General features: G+C 35.6%; 25 protein-coding genes. 14 read left to right on the top strand and 11 right to left on the bottom strand.

Going from position 1 to position 17828, the window contains the following annotated elements; translation table 11 throughout:
- From ACX9YW_RS10360 to ACX9YW_RS10350, 3 genes are all read right to left on the bottom strand, one after another.
- A partial coding sequence (locus tag ACX9YW_RS10360; RefSeq protein ID WP_460345880.1) for a hypothetical protein occupies positions 1–221 on the bottom strand: 221 nt, incomplete at its 3' end.
- Positions 222–299: 78 nt separating this feature from the next.
- A complete protein-coding gene (locus ACX9YW_RS10355; RefSeq protein ID WP_460345876.1) occupies positions 300–1211 on the bottom strand; it encodes a nuclease-related domain-containing protein in 912 nt (303 codons plus the stop codon).
- Positions 1212–1334: 123 nt separating this feature from the next.
- Positions 1335–1706 (bottom strand): small peptidoglycan-associated lipoprotein, encoded by a 372-nt coding sequence (locus ACX9YW_RS10350; RefSeq protein WP_460345873.1) that lies wholly within the window; start codon positions 1704–1706, stop codon positions 1335–1337.
- A 199-nt stretch (positions 1707–1905) separates the two neighbouring features.
- Here ACX9YW_RS10350 and ACX9YW_RS10345 point away from each other — a divergent pair, with 199 nt between their 5' ends.
- Positions 1906–2145: a hypothetical protein gene (locus ACX9YW_RS10345; protein WP_460345870.1), complete on the top strand. Its 240-nt coding sequence runs from the start codon at positions 1906–1908 to the stop codon at positions 2143–2145.
- A 21-nt stretch (positions 2146–2166) separates the two neighbouring features.
- Here the strand turns inward: ACX9YW_RS10345 and ACX9YW_RS10340 are convergent, their stop codons facing one another.
- Entirely contained in the window at positions 2167–2601 is a 435-nt protein-coding gene (locus ACX9YW_RS10340; RefSeq protein WP_460345867.1) for a DUF1885 family protein, read from the bottom strand.
- A gap of 158 nt (positions 2602–2759) precedes the next feature.
- On the opposite strand from ACX9YW_RS10340, the gene ACX9YW_RS10335 reads away from it, so the two are divergent.
- Entirely contained in the window at positions 2760–3062 is a 303-nt protein-coding gene (locus tag ACX9YW_RS10335) for a DUF3055 domain-containing protein (RefSeq protein WP_460345864.1), read from the top strand.
- A 188-nt stretch (positions 3063–3250) separates the two neighbouring features.
- Positions 3251–3373 (top strand): GapA-binding peptide SR1P, encoded by a 123-nt coding sequence (locus tag ACX9YW_RS10330; RefSeq protein ID WP_460345861.1) that lies wholly within the window; start codon positions 3251–3253, stop codon positions 3371–3373.
- A gap of 53 nt (positions 3374–3426) precedes the next feature.
- Here ACX9YW_RS10330 and ACX9YW_RS10325 read toward each other — a convergent pair whose 3' ends face one another.
- A complete protein-coding gene (locus tag ACX9YW_RS10325) occupies positions 3427–4896 on the bottom strand; it encodes an aminotransferase class I/II-fold pyridoxal phosphate-dependent enzyme (protein WP_460345858.1) in 1470 nt (489 codons plus the stop codon).
- A gap of 202 nt (positions 4897–5098) precedes the next feature.
- Here ACX9YW_RS10325 and ACX9YW_RS10320 point away from each other — a divergent pair, with 202 nt between their 5' ends.
- On the top strand, positions 5099–6061 hold the full coding sequence (locus tag ACX9YW_RS10320; protein WP_460345855.1) for an NAD(P)H-dependent flavin oxidoreductase: 963 nt from the start codon (positions 5099–5101) through the stop codon (positions 6059–6061).
- 10 nt (positions 6062–6071) lie between these two features.
- Positions 6072–6344 (top strand): UPF0223 family protein, encoded by a 273-nt coding sequence (locus tag ACX9YW_RS10315; protein WP_460345852.1) that lies wholly within the window; start codon positions 6072–6074, stop codon positions 6342–6344.
- A 42-nt stretch (positions 6345–6386) separates the two neighbouring features.
- Here the strand turns inward: ACX9YW_RS10315 and ACX9YW_RS10310 are convergent, their stop codons facing one another.
- Complete coding sequence (locus tag ACX9YW_RS10310; RefSeq protein WP_460345849.1) at positions 6387–7007, bottom strand: YktB family protein; 621 nt, start codon at positions 7005–7007, stop codon at positions 6387–6389.
- A 165-nt stretch (positions 7008–7172) separates the two neighbouring features.
- On the opposite strand from ACX9YW_RS10310, the gene ACX9YW_RS10305 reads away from it, so the two are divergent.
- Together ACX9YW_RS10305 and ACX9YW_RS10300 are read left to right on the top strand one after the other, a co-directional pair.
- The gene (locus tag ACX9YW_RS10305) at positions 7173–7367 is read left to right on the top strand and encodes a YkzI domain-containing protein (protein ID WP_460345846.1); all 195 of its coding nucleotides are present in this window, start codon (positions 7173–7175) and stop codon (positions 7365–7367) included.
- Between the two features lie 128 nt (positions 7368–7495).
- Positions 7496–8287 (top strand): inositol monophosphatase family protein, encoded by a 792-nt coding sequence (locus tag ACX9YW_RS10300; RefSeq protein ID WP_460345843.1) that lies wholly within the window; start codon positions 7496–7498, stop codon positions 8285–8287.
- A gap of 45 nt (positions 8288–8332) precedes the next feature.
- Here the strand turns inward: ACX9YW_RS10300 and ACX9YW_RS10295 are convergent, their stop codons facing one another.
- Entirely contained in the window at positions 8333–8518 is a 186-nt protein-coding gene (locus tag ACX9YW_RS10295) for a YlaF family protein (protein WP_460345839.1), read from the bottom strand.
- Positions 8519–8670: 152 nt separating this feature from the next.
- Here ACX9YW_RS10295 and typA point away from each other — a divergent pair, with 152 nt between their 5' ends.
- Genes typA through ACX9YW_RS10280 form a run of 3 tightly spaced genes read left to right on the top strand, consistent with a single transcriptional unit; the run spans position 8671 to position 11158 of the window.
- On the top strand, positions 8671–10509 hold the full coding sequence (gene typA, locus ACX9YW_RS10290) for a translational GTPase TypA (RefSeq protein WP_460345836.1): 1839 nt from the start codon (positions 8671–8673) through the stop codon (positions 10507–10509).
- Between the two features lie 20 nt (positions 10510–10529).
- The gene (locus ACX9YW_RS10285) at positions 10530–10862 is read left to right on the top strand and encodes a YlaH-like family protein (RefSeq protein ID WP_460345833.1); all 333 of its coding nucleotides are present in this window, start codon (positions 10530–10532) and stop codon (positions 10860–10862) included.
- Complete coding sequence (locus tag ACX9YW_RS10280) at positions 10859–11158, top strand: hypothetical protein (protein WP_460345830.1); 300 nt, start codon at positions 10859–10861, stop codon at positions 11156–11158. Before ACX9YW_RS10285 ends, ACX9YW_RS10280 begins: the two co-directional genes overlap by 4 nt.
- Positions 11159–11211: 53 nt before the next feature.
- Here the strand turns inward: ACX9YW_RS10280 and ACX9YW_RS10275 are convergent, their stop codons facing one another.
- Positions 11212–11412, bottom strand: coding sequence for a YlaI family protein (locus ACX9YW_RS10275; protein WP_460345827.1), 201 nt, complete (start codon positions 11410–11412; stop codon positions 11212–11214).
- Positions 11413–11521: 109 nt separating this feature from the next.
- On the opposite strand from ACX9YW_RS10275, the gene ACX9YW_RS10270 reads away from it, so the two are divergent.
- Positions 11522–11977: a pyridoxamine 5'-phosphate oxidase family protein gene (locus ACX9YW_RS10270; RefSeq protein ID WP_460345824.1), complete on the top strand. Its 456-nt coding sequence runs from the start codon at positions 11522–11524 to the stop codon at positions 11975–11977.
- An 18-nt stretch (positions 11978–11995) separates the two neighbouring features.
- Here ACX9YW_RS10270 and ACX9YW_RS10265 read toward each other — a convergent pair whose 3' ends face one another.
- The gene (locus ACX9YW_RS10265) at positions 11996–12586 is read right to left on the bottom strand and encodes a YhcN/YlaJ family sporulation lipoprotein (protein ID WP_460345821.1); all 591 of its coding nucleotides are present in this window, start codon (positions 12584–12586) and stop codon (positions 11996–11998) included.
- Positions 12587–12758: 172 nt separating this feature from the next.
- Between ACX9YW_RS10265 and ACX9YW_RS10260 the strand changes: the two genes are divergently transcribed.
- The gene (locus ACX9YW_RS10260; RefSeq protein WP_460345818.1) at positions 12759–14087 is read left to right on the top strand and encodes a PhoH family protein; all 1329 of its coding nucleotides are present in this window, start codon (positions 12759–12761) and stop codon (positions 14085–14087) included.
- A gap of 27 nt (positions 14088–14114) precedes the next feature.
- Here ACX9YW_RS10260 and ACX9YW_RS10255 read toward each other — a convergent pair whose 3' ends face one another.
- Positions 14115–14612 carry a peptidyl-prolyl cis-trans isomerase gene (locus ACX9YW_RS10255; RefSeq protein WP_460345815.1) on the bottom strand — a complete coding sequence of 166 codons (498 nt, stop codon included), beginning with the start codon at positions 14610–14612 and terminating at the stop codon, positions 14115–14117.
- Positions 14613–14789: 177 nt separating this feature from the next.
- On the opposite strand from ACX9YW_RS10255, the gene ACX9YW_RS10250 reads away from it, so the two are divergent.
- Both ACX9YW_RS10250 and ACX9YW_RS10245 read left to right on the top strand, forming a co-directional pair.
- Positions 14790–15071 (top strand): Fpa/YlaN family protein, encoded by a 282-nt coding sequence (locus ACX9YW_RS10250; protein ID WP_460345919.1) that lies wholly within the window; start codon positions 14790–14792, stop codon positions 15069–15071.
- Positions 15072–15167: 96 nt separating this feature from the next.
- Positions 15168–16373: an FtsW/RodA/SpoVE family cell cycle protein gene (locus ACX9YW_RS10245; protein WP_460345812.1), complete on the top strand. Its 1206-nt coding sequence runs from the start codon at positions 15168–15170 to the stop codon at positions 16371–16373.
- A gap of 29 nt (positions 16374–16402) precedes the next feature.
- On the opposite strand, the gene ACX9YW_RS10240 is transcribed toward ACX9YW_RS10245, so the two are convergent.
- Entirely contained in the window at positions 16403–17308 is a 906-nt protein-coding gene (locus ACX9YW_RS10240; RefSeq protein WP_460345916.1) for a COX15/CtaA family protein, read from the bottom strand.
- Positions 17309–17828: the final 520 nt, after the last annotated feature.

The following is a 17828-nucleotide window of genomic DNA, read 5'->3' as shown; positions in this document are numbered from 1 at the left end:
AAGTGGGAGAGTCGAAATCGGTAGCCAAGAGCCAATCTTGTCGCCCGATTTTTGTGTGAAGAGCTGAAATCGGTAGCTAAGAACCAGTCTTGTCGCCCGATTTTAAGTGGGAGAGTCGAAATCGGTAGCCAAGAGCCAATCTTGTCGCCCGATTTTTGTGTGAAGAGCTGAAATCGGTAGCTAAGAACCAGTCTTGTCGCCCGATTTCCGAAGAAGAACATAATACGGTCACCAAGAACTACTCTAGGTGACCGATAAATACAATGAAAGCCCAGTGATCTGGACTATCTCTCAAGAAATTATTTTTTGACATAATAAGTATGCATCCCATGTCCCTTTTTCTCAAAATTTCTATCCAAGATCTTCTGAATTGTTTTTGTGGATTGTATTACACCACACCATTCATAGATTAGCTTTGTAGTAATTTTCATATTAGGGAAAAGAAGAATCAATTCATTTACACTCCGTAAAACGCCGGATACTACTGTCTCGACCGAGCCACACTGACACATTAATTTGTTGCTTATTTCACACATCACCGAATGGCACTTTGGACACAATATCAATTTTTTTAGCTGGGCATAGTCATATTTAGGTAGCTTCGAATAAGGCGATTCCTTTATGTTTAATGACATCAGTTTTTCGGATAAATGAACATTATGTGGTCTAATAACCGTTCCGCTGTTATTTAATTTGTTTACAAAGCGCCAAAGTTGTGATGGAAGAATGTATGGGAAGTTCAAAGGAGCTTGAAATAATGCAAATTGAGGGTTGATAAAAACAATATAGGCTTTCAGCTTGTAGTTAAGTCCGTGGTCTTGAAGCAGTCTTCTTAGTAAGGATTCACAGCGATTCAATTGTAAAAAAGGATTCTTAACTTCAATCTTTGATGGGTATGCACGCCATATGTCGCCGTCTACAAAGTAATCACCTTCACTGTTTTTTACATCAAATACATGAATTGTTTCACCAGAGTGAAGAGCAGAGTCAATCTGAAAATGATTATTGTTACTTTCAAGAAGTAAATCATTTAAGATATGGCAGTCCATCTTTAAATTTTGCTCTAGAAATAAATCAAAATTCTTTTCACCGTCGAACCCTTTTTCTAGATTGTGATAGTAATTTTTTTGCTCTGGAGTTAATCTCAACCGTTGGTTTAGTATTCGATAAATAATCAATTCGAGTGACTCAAATCGTGGTTTTATGATCATATAAGCAATTCTCCTATCATAATATTCTCCTCCTATTACAGTTTACTAAAAAAACCATTATGCATTTGTGTCGAAAATCGGACAAAATAAAAATCACCCGGTAAAAAGGGTGATTAAGGAAATTTATTGTAAGACTTTTGTAATGGGCTCCAAGATTTGGTCCTTTGAGGCCATACCATTAATACTAGCAACTACTTTATTGTTGTAAACTACGATCATCGCAGGTGATTTTTTTACTTGTAAACTGTCAAAATATTTTTTTCCTTCTTCTTTTGTTAATACCATCATGTTTTCAACTTCATTAGGGAAGTCCTTTTTCAATTCGATAATGGCATCGTAGTAAGCCGCTTCCTGTTGTACATTTGTTTCATCCGAAACGAAAATGATTTGCTTTACATTTTCTTTTATTACTAAGGAATCAACAGAATTATGTTTTTGACAAGAGGCTATAAAAAATAATAAGGAAAATATGGAAACAGTAGCTAATCCCTTCATTTCATTGCCTCGCTTTTTAATGAAATATAACACCTACAATTTACCTATATTCTATCATACAAATTTTATGAACAATGGCTTGTCACTTAAATGTTACATAAATGAAAAATATGCTGATAAAAAACTCAAAACGAGGTGCCTAACTGACTGTTTTTATTCATATATTAGTGAATAAGACAAGTTGAATGCGAGGGGTATTATGAAGGTATATGTAGTGATTTTGTTACAATTAATCATTTGGAGTGGGTATACCCTTTTAGAGTGGCTTTCGAAACATGATCAATTAATCTACAACGTATTAATGTTTTTTATATTTTTTTATTTAGCCATTCAAATCGGGAACACCATTATGAAATCGGCAAAAAAAACAATTTTTATTACCACTTTTAGCCTGTCGCTGTATGCAACCGTTCACTTTACTTTAAACATGATAAAATAAAGAGACCACCCATGGTGGTCTCTATTTTCTAGGATAAAAATACATGATTCGCTCATTAAATAAGTGGAGTTCTGCTTGCAACTTTTTGGCCAAAAATCTACAAAATTCATTAGCCTTTCCCTTGTCACCATAGGTTGAAACTTCAGGTAATGTTACTTGAATATAGGTTTGTGTTCTGGTTGTTCCATCCTCATTCTCAACGGATTCTTCGTCAATTCCGATAAGAATTGTCTTATAGCGATCATGTGTTGAGTACAGGTAAAACCATTTTCCTTTCCCAGACTGTTCTTCCTTTAATTCATAAGGAAAAGCGGATTCTTGATAAGACCAATTTAATTGGTTTCCTGTTTTGGAAGTGATTTCTTTATAATAAGTAAATAATTCTTTTAACTCTTCAGTCGAGATTGATTGTTTTGCAGAAGAAGGTACTAATTTTATGTACGCATTACTAGCCATGTTAACTCCCCCTATTTACCATGTTCTCTCTTATTCTAGCTTGAAAAAAATTTTATGACAACTCTAATAGGGAAGTTTTTTTCCAAAATGGGTTGTCATTAAACAAAAAACAATTTATAATAATATTCTAAATATTCAAATTTAAAAGGAGGAGTCTTATGGATTTGTTTGAAAAACTGTATGATGAGCATGAACGTGTTGGTGTACGTTTTGTTGGTTTTACAACTGAACATACACGATACGATTTCGGTATCATTTATACCAACATGTTTTTTGGAAAACCTCTAGTCGTATGTATGCAAACCGGCCGTTCAACTCTCCTCGATACCCATGATATTGAAAATATAGAACACCTACAACAAGTATTCCGAATTTCCGACAAAAAACAAGCCACAGATTTAGCTGATTTTTTTAGAGAATCCATCCCATTCATTCCTTCTTTAGAAGCTCAATACGATTAGAATAAACAATAAGGAACAGGCCGTAATTTGGTCTGTTCTTTTTGTTAATAGGATTAATAATTCTAAAAAAAATACATATATGTTATACAAATTAGGCTTGTAATTTTAAATGTGTTATATTATTATCTTATTAAGGTTAAATAAAACGCTTTCAAAATACACTCGAATGAAAAGGGAGAATGAGAACGATGGGTACAATTATTTGCCAAGCTTGTAATTCCACTATCGATCATTTTGAAGATGAAAAAGTAACAGTATTGTATTCAAAATGTAGTGACAGCTGCGAATGTGACCACGTTATTGAAGACTAAGATATACCATTTCTAAAATAAAAACAGCATTCAAACATGAATGCTGTTTCTTTTTATTGGATCGCAGTATGCTCTTTAATAACCCTCAAAGTCTGGATAGTGTCATCCTCTGGTCCTTGAACAGGAAGACCAACCTCGATATTTTTTTGGATGTATTCTAAATTATCCTTCGTAATAATTTCCCCTGGAATAAAGATAGGTATTCCGGGTGGATAAACCATGACAAACTCGGCTATTATTCGCCCAACTGCGTCATTTATAGAAACAACTTCAGTATCAGAATAAAAGGCGTCACGAGGGGTTAAAGCAAGTTTCGGAATGTCAGGTAATAAAACCTGTACAGCCATTTTCCCGGAAAGATGGCTAAATTCTAATGACAGTTCCTTCAAAGCTTCGATTAATAAATCGGCTTCTCTTTTGGTGTCACCAGGTGTGATAATACACAAAATATTGTATAAATCGGACATTTCTACTTCGATGTTGTGCTTCTCTCTTAACCATTTTTCTGCATCATAGCCGGTAATCCCTAAATCTCTAACCGAAATGATTAATTTGGTTGGGTCGTAACCAAAGGTAGCTTTAGTTCCTAAAATTTCTTTACCAACACAGTATAAATCCTCAATTTGATTTATTTCATTACGGATATATTGGGATAACTCAATGGCTTGATCGATTAACTCTCTACCTTCCGTTACCAATCGTTTTCTTGCTACATCCAATGATGCTAGTAAAAGATAAGAAGTGGAGGTAGTTGTTAGCATACTTAAAATCGTTTGAACATGTTTAGAAGATACAAGACCTTCGCGAACGTTAAGTATAGAGCTTTGTGTCATTGAACCGCCCAGTTTATGAACACTTGTTGCTGCCATATCAGCTCCAGCTTGCATAGCGGATACAGGCAAATCTTCATGAAAATGAATATGAACACCATGTGCTTCATCTACTAACACAGGTATATTATAGGAATGGGCAACTTCAACAATTCTCTTTAAGTCAGCGACAATTCCGAAATAGGTCGGATTAATAACGAGCACACCCTTTGCATCGGGATGCTGTTCTAAAGCCCGTTCTACTGCATCAACGGTTATTCCATGGGATATCCCCAGGTTCTCATCTACTTCTGGATGGATAAAAATCGGGATAGCTCCAGAAAATACAATGCCTGACATTACCGATTTGTGTACATTTCTTGGTACAATAATTTTATCACCAGGTCCACAAACGGCCATCACCATCGTCATAATTGCGCCACTAGTACCTTGGACAGAGAAAAAAGTGTGGTCAGCCCCAAATGCTTCGGCGGCTAAATCCTGGGCTTTCTTAATCATACCTTTGGGACTATGAAGATCATCTAAAGGTCCGATATTTATTAAATCAATGGAAAGGACATTATCACCGATAAAATTCCGGAACTCAGTATCAATACCAGCACCTTTTTTATGACCAGGGATATGAAATTGAACAGGGTTCTTTTTTGCGTGCGCTACTAAACCACTAAAAAGCGGAGTTTCTTTTTGGGACAATTTATTCTCACACCTCTTTAATTGAAATACTTATACAACAAATTGTATATTAAAAAACATAAAACAAATGAATTATAGCACTTATCGATTTGCTTGCATAGAAAAATTTCAAAGTGTTGCCGTTTATAGTTTTTGAAGAAGAAAGGAAAATTACCCTATTTAATCGAACATATTTTTAGATGTGAAATGGTGGAGGTAAAATATGAGGATGGATACAAGGGTTACGAGGTTATTAAATATTGAATATCCGATTATACAAGGAGGACTTGCCTATTTAGCCTATTCTGATTTAGCCGCAGCAGTCTCTAACGCTGGAGGTTTGGGGCAAATTACAGCGATGTCGTTAGAGCAGCCTGAAATGCTCCGCAATGAAATAAAAAAGGTGAGGTTAAAAACATCTAAGCCGTTTGGAGTCAATTTCGCAATCGGCCAACATGGCCGTCCGTATGAGCATTTTTTGGAGGTTGCGATAGAAGAGCAGGTACCTGTGATTACGATGACAGGTGGTAATCCGACTTCCTTTTTTAAACAATTAGAGGGTGTTAATTCGAAAAAATTAGTATTAGTTGCCGCAAAAAGACAAGCTCAAAAGGCAGAAGAATTGGGAGCAGATGCAGTCATGGTTGTTGGGCAAGAAGGGGGAGGACATTTAGGCAAGCATGATATCGGAACTTTTGTGTTGGTACCCCAGGTAGTGGATGCGGTTAATATTCCAGTGATTGCCTCAGGTGGTATTGGTGATGGACGAGGGTTAATGGCGGCACTTTGTCTAGGAGCAGAAGGAATTGAAATGGGGACAAGGTTTATTGCCACAAAAGAATGTGTACATGCATCAGAACTTTACAAACGAAAGCTCCTCGAAGGTACCGAAAATGATACCGTTGTTATTAAACGCTCGATAGGAGCCCCAGCAAGAGTAATCTTTAACCCGTTGACAGAAAAAATTCTTGAGCTTGAGTCTAAACGGGCTGATTACGAGCAATTAAAAGATTTTATTAGTGGAAAGACTAATAAGAAGTTTATTTATGAAGGTGATTTTGATCATGGATTTGGTTGGGCAGGTCAAGTGATGGGAATGATTCATGATATTCCATCAGTAGAAGAACTAATCAATCGAATGATTATGGAAACAAACGAAATTAGACAAAAATGGACAAGAAGTTAAGGAGAGTATAATGGAATATCAATACCCGATTGATCATACATGGAAAACCAATGAGATTGTTGATGTCATTAAATTTTTCGAATGCATCGAGCAAGCTTACGAAAAAGGAATAGAGCGGGAAATTCTTATGGATGTGTATCGCAGATTTAAAGAAATTGTCCCAAGTAAAGCGGAAGAAAAGAAGTTATGCAGTGAATTTGAAGAACAAAGTGGTTATTCACCGTATCGTACGATGCAAAAAGTAAAAAATGCTTCACTGGGTGATCGAATCCGTATGAGATAATTATGAAATAGGAGTTTCCGCTGCGGAGACTCCTATTATTGTTTAAGAAAGCTCATATAGTGGTATAAGTGTCTTAAAGGTTTTGGTGAAAGTATCCACTAGTTGTTCTCCTGACATTTGTATGACTTCCTCATTACTGATTTGAACTCCACATAATAGTTCCGCTTTTTTTACCGATTGAACCTTTTGAAATATCTCTTTTAAACCTTTTTTTCCAAGTTCACTATGCTTAGTAGCGTCCGGTTTCATATGGTCGCTGGACCATACGAAATCAGCAGGTATTTGTTTTTGAATGGATGCTAGTTTTTTTTCGAATTTGGCGGCAATTTCTGCTTTTTTAGGGGCCTCATAAATAACGGCATACCAAATAAAAAGATGAGTTTCCCATAAGCCAATTTGGAAATGAGGAAGCATTTTATAGCCTCTATTATTAGCTGCGAAAGCGACCCATGTATCTTTGGGTGGATTAATTGTCCGCCGTGCGTGTTTTGCTACATGTGGAAACATTTCTTCTCCTGTTAACGTTGTGAGTGATGGCGCAAGAATATTTCCGATTTGTTCAAGTTTTGGTCGAACCGTAGATTTAAGTGCTTCCATCCGAGCTTCAAATCCTTGGGTTGAAAAAACTTCAAAATCTTCTTTTGTAAATCCACTAAATCCCATACGAATCCCCCAGATCTTTTTACGTTATTTTACCATAACGATTGATTTATGGGTAATAGTCTATTTTAGTTACGCTTAACCGATTTATTCATAAGATAGTAGTAAAAATAATCAGATAATAAGATGGCCATTTGAAAAAAGTTAATAGTTGGAAGGGGTGTTATCATGAAACAATTAATGAATCAGGGAAGAAAGAAAGCAGCAGTTAGAGAGAGAACCGCTGTTCTAAGGCTGGAAATGGACTATGAGTTAGCGACTTTGTATGATGCGATGATTGAACATAATGAAGAGCAAAAAGCGAAAAGTAAAGTGAAACTAGAAAAAATACGTCAAGAATTACTCAGCCTGCAATCCTTATAAAAGTAAAAGAACGAATTTCTAAGAAATTCGTTCATTTTATTGAAGGTTTTCAGGGACACTATACTTGAAACCTCAAATTGTTTAAATTAAGCTAAACATAGCAAGAGTATGCAACTGGAGGAATTGAAATGGCGTGGGATGATGATATTTTTACATATGCAAAACAATGGACAAAGGAAGCCGGGGAAAAAATACGATCCTCCTTTTCTACAACTTTAAATATTTCAGCAAAATCAAATGCTAATGACTTAGTAACGAATATTGACAGGGAAATTGAAATATTTTTCATCGCAAAAATTAAAGAACAATTTCCTACCCATCGAATATTAGGAGAAGAAGGCTTTGGCGATAACTTATCTTCCATGGAAGGAATTGTATGGATTTTAGACCCTATAGATGGAACCTTAAACTTTATCCATCAACAACGAAATTTTGCCGTCTCGATCGGTATTTACGAAAATGGCATAGGGAAAATCGGAATTATTTATGATCCTGTTCATGATGAACTTTACTATGCTTGTAAAGGTAAAGGGGCCTTTATCAATGATAAACCGTTGCCAGTATTAAAAGAGGTTGGTGTGAAAGAGGCAATCATTGGAGTTAATGCTACCTGGGTAATTGAAAATAAGCGAATCGATTATCAAAAAGTAGCATCTCTTGTTCAAGATGCGCGGGGTACAAGGTCCTACGGTTCAGCAGCGTTAGAAATGGTTTATGTGGCTACAGGGAGAATGGATGCTTATCTAAGTATGCGCCTTGCACCCTGGGATTTTGCTGCAGGAATCATTATTATCGAAGAACTAGGTGGGAGAGCATCTAATATTAAAGGTGAAAAATTAAACCTACTTGAAAAAAGCACGGTCTTTGTCGCAAAACCGGGCTTGCATCAGGAGATTTTATTGGATTACTTATTAAAATAATGAAAAAGGCAGACTAATTTAGAAAAATAAGTCTGCCTTTTTGTATTAAAGTTTTCCAGCCTCACGAAGTTTCTTTTTAGTTTTGAAGCCAAAGCCCATTATAAATATTAACCCAACAATACATAAAAGGATTCCAATCAAGCTTCTTTCAGCAATAGCAATCCCTATTCCCATAATGGCAGCTGCTGCTAAAATAGCAATCAAAAGCATTGGCCATTTAATTTCTTTCATATTACTTGCCCCCAAGATTTTTTTGTTCGTATATAAAACATACTATTAATAATACACAAATTTCTTGTTGGATTCTACATTAATTGTGGTATAATATTTGAGTTATAAAAGTGAACAATTTATGAACATACCTCATTAGGAGTTGACCATATTTGAAAATTAGAGAAAATATACGTAATATCGCTATCATTGCCCACGTTGACCATGGAAAAACAACTTTAGTTGACCAGTTATTAAAGCAGGCTGGAACCTTCCGTACAAATGAACATGTAGAAGAAAGAGCAATGGATTCAAATGATATTGAAAGAGAACGTGGAATTACCATTCTGGCAAAAAATACTGCAATCCAGTATAAAGATACAAAAATTAATATTCTAGATACCCCTGGCCATGCTGATTTTGGCGGAGAAGTAGAACGAATTATGAAAATGGTAGATGGCGTTTTACTAGTAGTTGATGCCTATGAAGGCTGTATGCCCCAAACAAGATTCGTGTTAAAGAAGGCACTAGAGCAAAATCTGACCCCTATTGTAGTTGTTAATAAAATTGACCGAGATGCGGCTAGACCAGCTGAAGTTGTTGATGAAGTAATTGATTTATTTATCGAATTAGACGCAAACGAAGAACAACTGGAGTTTCCGGTTGTTTATGCATCAGGAATAAATGGAACTGCGAGCTCAAATCCTGAGCAACAAGACGACAATATGGAAGTTTTATACGAAACAATAATCGAGCATATTCCTGCTCCGGTTGATAATCGCGAAGAACCATTACAATTTCAAGTTTCCCTACTTGACTATAATGATTATGTCGGACGAATTGGAATTGGACGGGTGTTCCGTGGTACAATGAATGTTGGACAACAGGTAGCATTAATGAAACTGGACGGTACCATTAAACAATTCCGTGTTACTAAAATCTTTGGCTTCTTCGGTTTAAAGCGTCAAGAAATTCAAGAGGCATTTCCAGGAGATTTAATAGCCGTATCCGGAATGGATGATATCAACGTGGGTGAAACGGTTTGTCCAATTGAACATCCTGATGCTTTGCCGGTTTTAAGAATTGATGAACCGACATTACAAATGACCTTCCTTGTTAATAACAGCCCATTTGCCGGAAAAGAAGGAAAGTTTGTGACTGCGCGTAAAATTGAAGAGCGCTTACGTTCACAACTGGAAACAGATGTAAGTTTAAGAGTAGAAAATACTGATTCACCAGATGAATGGATTGTTTCTGGACGAGGTGAATTGCATCTCTCTATCTTAATTGAGAATATGCGTCGGGAAGGCTATGAATTACAAGTTTCGAAGCCGGAAGTTATTGTAAAAGAAATCGATGGAGTTCGTTGTGAACCAGTCGAGAGAGTTCAGATTGATATTCCGGAAGAGCATACAGGTGCAGTAATGGAATCAATTGGCGAGCGTAAAGGTGAAATGCTCGACATGGTTAATAATGGTAATGGACAAGTCCGATTAATCTTTATGGTTCCTGCCCGTGGTTTAATTGGATATACGACAGAGTTTTTAACATTAACTAGAGGATACGGTATTTTAAACCATTCTTTTGATAGTTATCAACCAATGGCACAAGGCCAGGTTGGTGGCAGACGACAAGGTGTGTTAGTGTCGATGGAATCTGGAAAAGCCTCTACCTATGGAATTCTACAAATTGAAGATCGTGGAACTATTTTTGTTGAACCTGGAACCGATATTTATGAAGGTATGATTGTCGGTGAACACACCCGTGAAAATGATTTAACCGTTAATATCACGAAGGTGAAAGCCGCAACCAACATTCGTTCGGCGAATAAAGATCAGACACAATCAATGAAAAAACCAAGAATTATGACGCTTGAGCAATCTTTAGAGTATTTAAATGATGATGAATATTGCGAGGTTACTCCAGTATCAATTCGCCTACGAAAGAAACTACTAGATAAAAATGAACGTGAGCGGATTGCGAAAAAGAAAAAATATGCTGAAATGAGCTAACGAAAGGGGGAGAATTCAAGATGGATGTTTCCGGCCGATTATCATTTTTTGCTGCGCTCTTCCGTGTTGATGAAAACCCAGAAATAGGCATGTGGTGGCTTTACATTACTACGATTATCTTGTCAATTATTGTTTATAAACTCGGGTTTGCCAAAAAATTACGTCTTGCACAGTCTATTGTCATTTACATTTTCTTAATTTTAGGCTGTACAATACTTACATTCTTTGGCGTCTTCTTACCGGTTGCTGAGGGACTAGTTGTTGCCGCTTTAATATTAATCATATATAAGATTCGCCTTAGACAGTCAAAAAAGCTTGAAGCAAATGCGAATTCTTCGGAGGGAAAACTTTGAAGTCTTTACAAGATGCCTTATATAATTGGCTTACTATAAAAGTAGTTTGTGATGAGCGACCGGATGATACAGCGGCAATTGAGACAAAGGAACTGTTTGATACGATTTTAAAGGATGAACATGATGTATCTGATATAAAAGTAACAACTGATTCAGTCATGTATTACATTGAGTATCAACATCAAAACGAACTCAAAAAAGGCCGGTATCCAAGAGAGTTAATCGAAATTATGATTACACAAATTAACAATGAACCAGAAAAATACGAAAACTACCCATTTGAAGAAGACGAATAATGACAACAAAAAACTCGCTGCCAATGCAGCGAGTTTTTTGTTCCCTTTTCGATTCACCAATCATCATCATTCGTTTTAGGACGATTAAATTGAAATTTTCCTGATGCTAATCTGGCATTTGTTCGTTCTGTTATTCGTTCTTCACATACTTTGCACATAAAAGTATGAATGGGGCGATTTCGTAATCGTTTAGCAAGCAGGGATTCGTTTTCAATACTTTCTACTTTATCGCAAATGACACACTTAACTCTCATTATCCACCTCGGGTATTAGGTTCTCTTTCATCGAATATTTAATTTAGTTATGGTATAGTATATCATTGTTGGACTGTATGTTAAAGATTGTTATCAAGGAGGAACAAAAATGCCAAACCAAGTAGAACCAAAATTAATTCCTGCCCTGTTTGAAGCACTTCAAAAAGAACGTTTTGTGACGCTCTCAACAGTTGATTTTGAATCAGGATGGCCGAATGTTAGTGCCATTTCATGGGTACTGGCAAAGGATGAAGAAACCATTTATTTTGCCGTAGATAATCGTTCCAGAATTATTCAAAACGTTACCAATAGTAATAAGGCTGTCATTAATATTATTGCTAATGAATCTACCTATTCTATTAGCGGCGATGCCAACGTCAAGAACGAAAGATTAAGCGACGTTCCATTAAAATTAGCACTAGTTGAACTGAAAATTAATGAGGTACGTGATGTTATGTTTTATGGTTCAAAAATTATCGCAGAGCCTGCATACGATAAAACGTACGACAAGGATGCTGCGGAGAGGTTAGATAGACAAGTAATGGAAGCAATGAAAAAAGCTTAGTCAAATTCTGACTAAGCTTTATTTATGGTAATTTGAATGTTCATCTTGTTTGTTTTCTAGTTTATGTTTATCTTTAGTGTTTAACTGTTTCTTAGGATCTTCCACACCTCTCTTAGTATTTTTATCGATAATATCAGCAGGGATCTCTGGCATGAGTCGTCCGGATATATCGGCTAACTCATTCATGATACCTTGGATAGGCTTTCCGTTTTTAATATCCTCTTGTACTTCTTTTAATCTTGCAGTTATATCGGGATCTGCTACCACAACAGCCCTAGCTCCATGTGGATCTTTTTTCAGGCTTTCTGCAACGGTGTATTTGATTGAGCCAACTTGAGAACGCTCGACATTGGCGTTAACATCGATTCCTACAATCGCAAATGGGCCAAGTACAACTGCTGTTGCGTCATTTACATTTGGTAAACTTGTTGTTAATTCAACTAAATGTTTAGCAATATCTTGACCTGTAACACGATCGACCTCAGGAATATTAGTATTTTTAACTTTTATAATGTCTTGGTTCAAGTTATTGTTTTGAGCAACATCATTCTTATTACCCCCGTTACATCCAACCAATAGCAGTAGGGCGATTATATACCATATTTTCATTTATGACTCCTCCTTAAAAAAATTCCAAGCGCTAAAAAAAATATGATGTCTAATGCGTTTGTATATTATTGTGCAAAATTTCTTCTATCTTTATTCGAGTAAACATATATTTTAACCAAAGTCCCATCAATTAGTTTTCCGAAAAAAAGATATAAGATCAGGAGGTAACAGCTTGAACAAAATATATGTTCTGGATACTAACGTTTTATTGCAGGACCCTTATTCAATCTTTTCATTTGAAGATAATGAAGTGGTTATTCCAGCTGTAGTGTTGGAAGAAGTGGACTCAAAAAAGCGTTACATGGACGAAGTAGGGAGAAATGCAAGAAAGGTTTCAAAATTAATAGATGGGCTAAGAGAAATAGGAAGATTACATGAAAAAATCCAATTAGAAAACGGTGGTTTTTTAAGAATAGAATTAAATCATCGATCCTTTCATCAACTACAAGAGATCTTTGTTGAAAAAACAAATGACAATCGAATTCTGGCGGTAGCAAAAAACCTTTCTTTAGAAGAAGAAGCAAAGGAAAATGGCAAGAAAGTCATTCTAGTTAGTAAAGATACCTTGGTAAGAGTAAAAGCGGATGCGCTTGGTCTATTTACAGAGGATTTCTTAAGCGATCGGGTAATCGAAGATGATTCCATCTATTTGGGATTTTTGGAAGTGTATATTCCATTAGAAGTAATGGGTAAATTTTATGAAAAAGGGGAACTTTTGCTTACCGAAATTCCTAATCAAGCTTTTTATCCAAATCAATTTATCCTGATGAAGGATGTACTAGGAAGTTCATCATCTGCACTAGGTATGGTGGACAGGATGGGGAAGAAGGTAAAAAAATTAGTGACCAACCATGAGCATGTATGGGGGATACATCCAAGAAATGTTCAGCAAACAATGGCAATTGAACTGTTGTTAAGAAAAGATGTTCCGCTGATTACTTTGATTGGTAAAGCAGGTACTGGAAAAACATTATTGGCACTTGCGGCTGGATTAATGCAGACAGAGGATTTTCATGAATATAAAAAACTATTAGTGGCAAGGCCAATTATCCCGGTGGGCAAAGATCTCGGTTATCTTCCTGGAGAAAAGCAAGAAAAGTTACGTCCGTGGATGCAGCCGATTTATGATAATTTGGAGTACCTTTTTAATACGAAAAAGCCAGGTGAATTAGATGCAATTTTGGCAGGGATGGGTTCGATTGAGGTTGAGGCATTGACCTATATAAGAGGAAGAAGTATTCCGGATCAATTTATTATTATTGATGAGGCACAGAATCTTACTAAACATGAGGTGAAGACAATCCTGACTAGGGTGGGAGAGGGAAGTAAGGTGGTTTTAATGGGTGACCCTGAACAAATTGACCATCCATACCTAGATGCCTTTAATAATGGCTTGACGTACGTTGTTGAAAAATTTAAAGAACAAATGGTCGCTGGACATGTTAAACTGCTAAAAGGAGAAAGGTCAGGACTAGCCCGCTTGGCAGCAGAATTGCTTTAATAAAAAAAGAGGCTTTTCATAGCCTCTTTATTCTATGATAAAACCTTTAACATTTGATAGGGGGTTTTCTAGATTCGTACCATCCCCGAAATAAACATAAATTGGACCATTTTCCTTTAAAGGCTTTCCATCTTTTGAAAATCCTAGAACAAATTCATTAGCTAATGCTAAGTCAAATTTAAGTTCACCTGATTTCGTTAATACGATTAAAGTAGTTGCCTCTTTTAACGGTTCCGCATTTTTCAAAAACGGTTTAAACGGTATCACAAAAGTTCCAGTTAATAGTTTTTGTTTTTTAAAGGTTTTTTCCGTCTTAATTGTAGGGGAAAGGATGGCTCCTTCGATAATTTCCCGGTCCCAATGGGCAGATATATCCTTTGTATATTCTTCTAACTCATTCCTAGCCTTTTTACCTTCCTCAAAATAAGAAGCTAATTCAATCTTACGGTCATCAAAAATCCAGACACCTGGATCTAAAGTAATTTGGTAACGAACCTTTCCTCCAATGGTGATGATATTTTCCAACTAGATTACCTCCTAAAGTTTTTCGTTATATCTTAGTATAGCGATTCAATATATAAAAGTCATATAGTAGAATTATTTCAATGAATAGGAATAAAGAATTGTTGCTTTTTTTATAGAATAAAGTTAAACTTTATAGATAAGAAAAGGTAATTGTGTCTCGAAATGGGGGGATCAATGTTGGCGTCTGAAATGATGATAAATCACCAGGAAAAAGCTTTTGCCCTTTTAAAGGCTGACGCTGATAAAATTCTAAAGTTGATCAAAGTACAGATGGAAAACTTAACTATGCCACAATGCCCTCTTTATGAAGAGGTATTGGATACTCAAATGTTCGGTTTATCTAGGGAAATTGATTTTGCAGTTCGGCTGGGATTAGTCGATGAAAAAGAAGGTAAAGCCCTATTAGGTAGTCTTGAACAAGAGTTATCTGTACTCCATGAGGCTTCTTTAAAAAAATAACAATCAAAACTCAAACGATTATAAAATTGTTTGAGTTTTTTTGTAATAGGATTGGGCCAAAAAGAGGTTTAATTAGAAGATAAGGAAGATGTATGTATGATCAAAAAAATGCTTAAATCCTATGACTTTTCACTATTGATTACCATTATTCTATTATCTTTGTTTAGTCTTGTGATGATATATAGTGCGAGCATGGTTTCGACTATCCAAAGATATGGTTACCCAAGTGATTTTTATTTTGAAAAACAAAAATTTATATTAGTGGGTGCGGTATTTGTTTTCTTATTCTTTGCGATAATACCCTATCGCTGGTGGGCAAAAAGAATCATGTTGATTGCTAATGTTATCGCTTCACTCGGATTACTAATTTTAGTCTTCTTTATTGGTGATATTAGGGGTGGGGCACAAAGTTGGATTGATGTAGGACCGGTTAGTATTCAACCTTCGGAGTTTATTAAGACATCAGTCATTATTTATCTTTCTGCGGTATATGCGAAAAAGCAATCTTATATTAACGAATTTAATCGCGGAATTGCACCGCCATTATTATTCCTTATTATTGCGATATTTTTAATTGTCAAACAACCTGACTATGGTACAGCAGGAATTATTGGATTGATCGCGGCATCAATTATCCTTTCTTCAGGTATGAATATGAAAAATATGGCCAAGCTTTTTGTAATAGGTGGAATAGGTATTTTCTTGTTACTGTTTATAACAAATAGCTCCATTTTAACAGAAGAACAGATGAGTAGATTTACATCCCGAAGCAATCCGTTTGCAGATGCTGGTAATGATGGATGGCATCTTGTTAACTCCTATATTGCGATAGGGTCGGGTGGTGTAAATGGAGTAGGATTAGGGAAAAGTGTTCAAAAGCTTGGTTATTTACCTGAGTCACATACCGATTTTATTATTGCTGTAATTGCTGAAGAACTTGGGCTTTGGGGAGTAGGATTTGTGATCCTTTCCCTCGGATATATCGTTTTAAGAGGTTTAAGGCTTGCGATGAGGTGTCAGGATCCGTTTGGCAGTTTATTGGCTATTGGTGTTTCTAGTATGATAGGGATTCAAACCTTTATTAATCTAGGGGGAGTTTCAGGATTAATACCACTTACTGGTGTCCCATTACCATTTATAAGCTATGGAGGCTCCTCTTTCTGGCAATTATCGATTGCTGCAGGTTTGCTCTTGAATGTTTCAAGGTATGTAAATTATGATCGCAAATATAAAAATCCACAAACAGATTGGAATAAATCGACTAAAAAAAATCTATCATCCAATAAGACGATATCATATTGAACATTAAAAAAGATCTGTAAGTATTATACTTACAGATCTTTTTTTGAACGAGTTGCCAATAATATTAAGTAGCTCAATACACCAAACAAACATGAAATAAAAAAGGCGTGAGCCAAGGCAACATACAGATTTAATTTTGTAAAAATAATGATGGCGCCGGAAGTAACCTGTAAGGAAACTAATATAAATGAAGCCAACCATCCCCAATAAAGAACCTTTTGATTTTTATATTTCTTAAATGCTAAATAGAAACAATAGCTAATCCAAATGAATATTGCTGCTGCGGCTAAACGATGTCCCATTTGTACCCATTGATGAAAATTAATCGGTAAGGAAAATGGATCGTTTGTGCAGAAAGGCCAGCTGGGACATACTAAACTAGCATCAATATGACGAACTAAAGCTCCCGAATATATGACAATGTAACTATAAATGGTAACCCCGTAAATATGTGTTTTCATATGTTTATCGATGACTAGCTTCTCAGCATCGAACTTCTTGTCAACCTCAAATATTAGCAAAGTTAGCAAAAATACCGCCGCAAAAGAAATGAGGGATATTCCAAAATGAAGAGCTAGGACAAAATCTGATTGTCCCCAAATAACAGCTGCAGCACCGATTAAGCCTTGCAATAAAAGGAATAAAAAGGAAAGTGACGATAAGAACCTAGTTTCTCTAATATGCCCAATTGATTTCCACGTCCAGACCGACAAAATTAAAACCATAAAGCCAACTACACCTGAGACAACTCGATGAGCTAATTCTATTACTAATTCGATTGTTATTTCGGTGGGAATTAGTTCACCGTTACACAGAGGCCAAGATCTGCCACACCCCATTCCGGAGTTTGTTTTTGTAACTAGTGCACCACCTAATAAAATAAATAGCATACCAATTGTTGTTAAAACAGCAAACCATTTTAAAGCTCGTTGCATTTTCATTACACACCTTCTTTGAAACAATAATTTCAATCATTTGTTTTTTCATCCTATAGACATATATAATGGATAGGGTTATAAATAAATAAGTAAACTACCTTCTCCATAATAGCCGAAAAAGAAGAAAATGAACAGGAATGAATACATAAAATACAAAATTTCTAAAATTAGAATAATTCGTAACTAATTAACACTATTATTATATTAAAAAGTATTGAAACTTCCGTTTTCTTCTGTTAGAAATAAAATAGGTGAAAAATGGTATAGTTAAACCCATGTTTTTTTGTCTTTTTTAACAATATGGAGTTATTTTGAAAATTTTTTCTTTAGGTGAATGACAGCTTAAATCAAATGCCATACTAAGTTAATTATGGCAAGACACAAAAAAGTCAAAAATTGTTCAAAAAAAGTTCACAAAAATGCCCAAAAGTGTGATTTAATATATTGAGAAGAAAATTATTTTTCTACACAAATATTATAACTACCTTGATAGTGGAAACTTAAATTGATTTCCATT

The sequence above is a fragment of the Pseudoneobacillus rhizolycopersici genome (genome assembly GCF_054786815.1).
The sequence above is the reverse complement of the archived record's forward strand: the minus strand, read 5'-3'. Positions and strand labels throughout refer to the sequence as shown.

What these genes read in the sequence shown, in the direction of transcription:
- ACX9YW_RS10355 (WP_460345876.1), bottom strand. Translation starts at nt 1,211, where the DNA reads ATGATCATAAAACCACGATTTGAGTCACTCGAATTGATTATTTATCGA.
- ACX9YW_RS10350 (WP_460345873.1), bottom strand. Translation starts at nt 1,706, where the DNA reads ATGAAGGGATTAGCTACTGTTTCCATATTTTCCTTATTATTTTTTATA.
- ACX9YW_RS10345 (WP_460345870.1), top strand. Translation starts at nt 1,906, where the DNA reads ATGAAGGTATATGTAGTGATTTTGTTACAATTAATCATTTGGAGTGGG.
- ACX9YW_RS10340 (WP_460345867.1), bottom strand. Translation starts at nt 2,601, where the DNA reads ATGGCTAGTAATGCGTACATAAAATTAGTACCTTCTTCTGCAAAACAA.
- ACX9YW_RS10335 (WP_460345864.1), top strand. Translation starts at nt 2,760, where the DNA reads ATGGATTTGTTTGAAAAACTGTATGATGAGCATGAACGTGTTGGTGTA.
- ACX9YW_RS10330 (WP_460345861.1), top strand. Translation starts at nt 3,251, where the DNA reads ATGGGTACAATTATTTGCCAAGCTTGTAATTCCACTATCGATCATTTT.
- ACX9YW_RS10320 (WP_460345855.1), top strand. Translation starts at nt 5,099, where the DNA reads ATGAGGATGGATACAAGGGTTACGAGGTTATTAAATATTGAATATCCG.
- ACX9YW_RS10315 (WP_460345852.1), top strand. Translation starts at nt 6,072, where the DNA reads ATGGAATATCAATACCCGATTGATCATACATGGAAAACCAATGAGATT.
- ACX9YW_RS10310 (WP_460345849.1), bottom strand. Translation starts at nt 7,007, where the DNA reads ATGGGATTTAGTGGATTTACAAAAGAAGATTTTGAAGTTTTTTCAACC.
- ACX9YW_RS10305 (WP_460345846.1), top strand. Translation starts at nt 7,173, where the DNA reads ATGAAACAATTAATGAATCAGGGAAGAAAGAAAGCAGCAGTTAGAGAG.
- ACX9YW_RS10300 (WP_460345843.1), top strand. Translation starts at nt 7,496, where the DNA reads ATGGCGTGGGATGATGATATTTTTACATATGCAAAACAATGGACAAAG.
- ACX9YW_RS10295 (WP_460345839.1), bottom strand. Translation starts at nt 8,518, where the DNA reads ATGAAAGAAATTAAATGGCCAATGCTTTTGATTGCTATTTTAGCAGCA.
- ACX9YW_RS10285 (WP_460345833.1), top strand. Translation starts at nt 10,530, where the DNA reads ATGGATGTTTCCGGCCGATTATCATTTTTTGCTGCGCTCTTCCGTGTT.
- ACX9YW_RS10275 (WP_460345827.1), bottom strand. Translation starts at nt 11,412, where the DNA reads ATGAGAGTTAAGTGTGTCATTTGCGATAAAGTAGAAAGTATTGAAAAC.
- ACX9YW_RS10270 (WP_460345824.1), top strand. Translation starts at nt 11,522, where the DNA reads ATGCCAAACCAAGTAGAACCAAAATTAATTCCTGCCCTGTTTGAAGCA.
- ACX9YW_RS10265 (WP_460345821.1), bottom strand. Translation starts at nt 12,586, where the DNA reads ATGAAAATATGGTATATAATCGCCCTACTGCTATTGGTTGGATGTAAC.
- ACX9YW_RS10245 (WP_460345812.1), top strand. Translation starts at nt 15,168, where the DNA reads ATGATCAAAAAAATGCTTAAATCCTATGACTTTTCACTATTGATTACC.
- ACX9YW_RS10240 (WP_460345916.1), bottom strand. Translation starts at nt 17,308, where the DNA reads ATGCAACGAGCTTTAAAATGGTTTGCTGTTTTAACAACAATTGGTATG.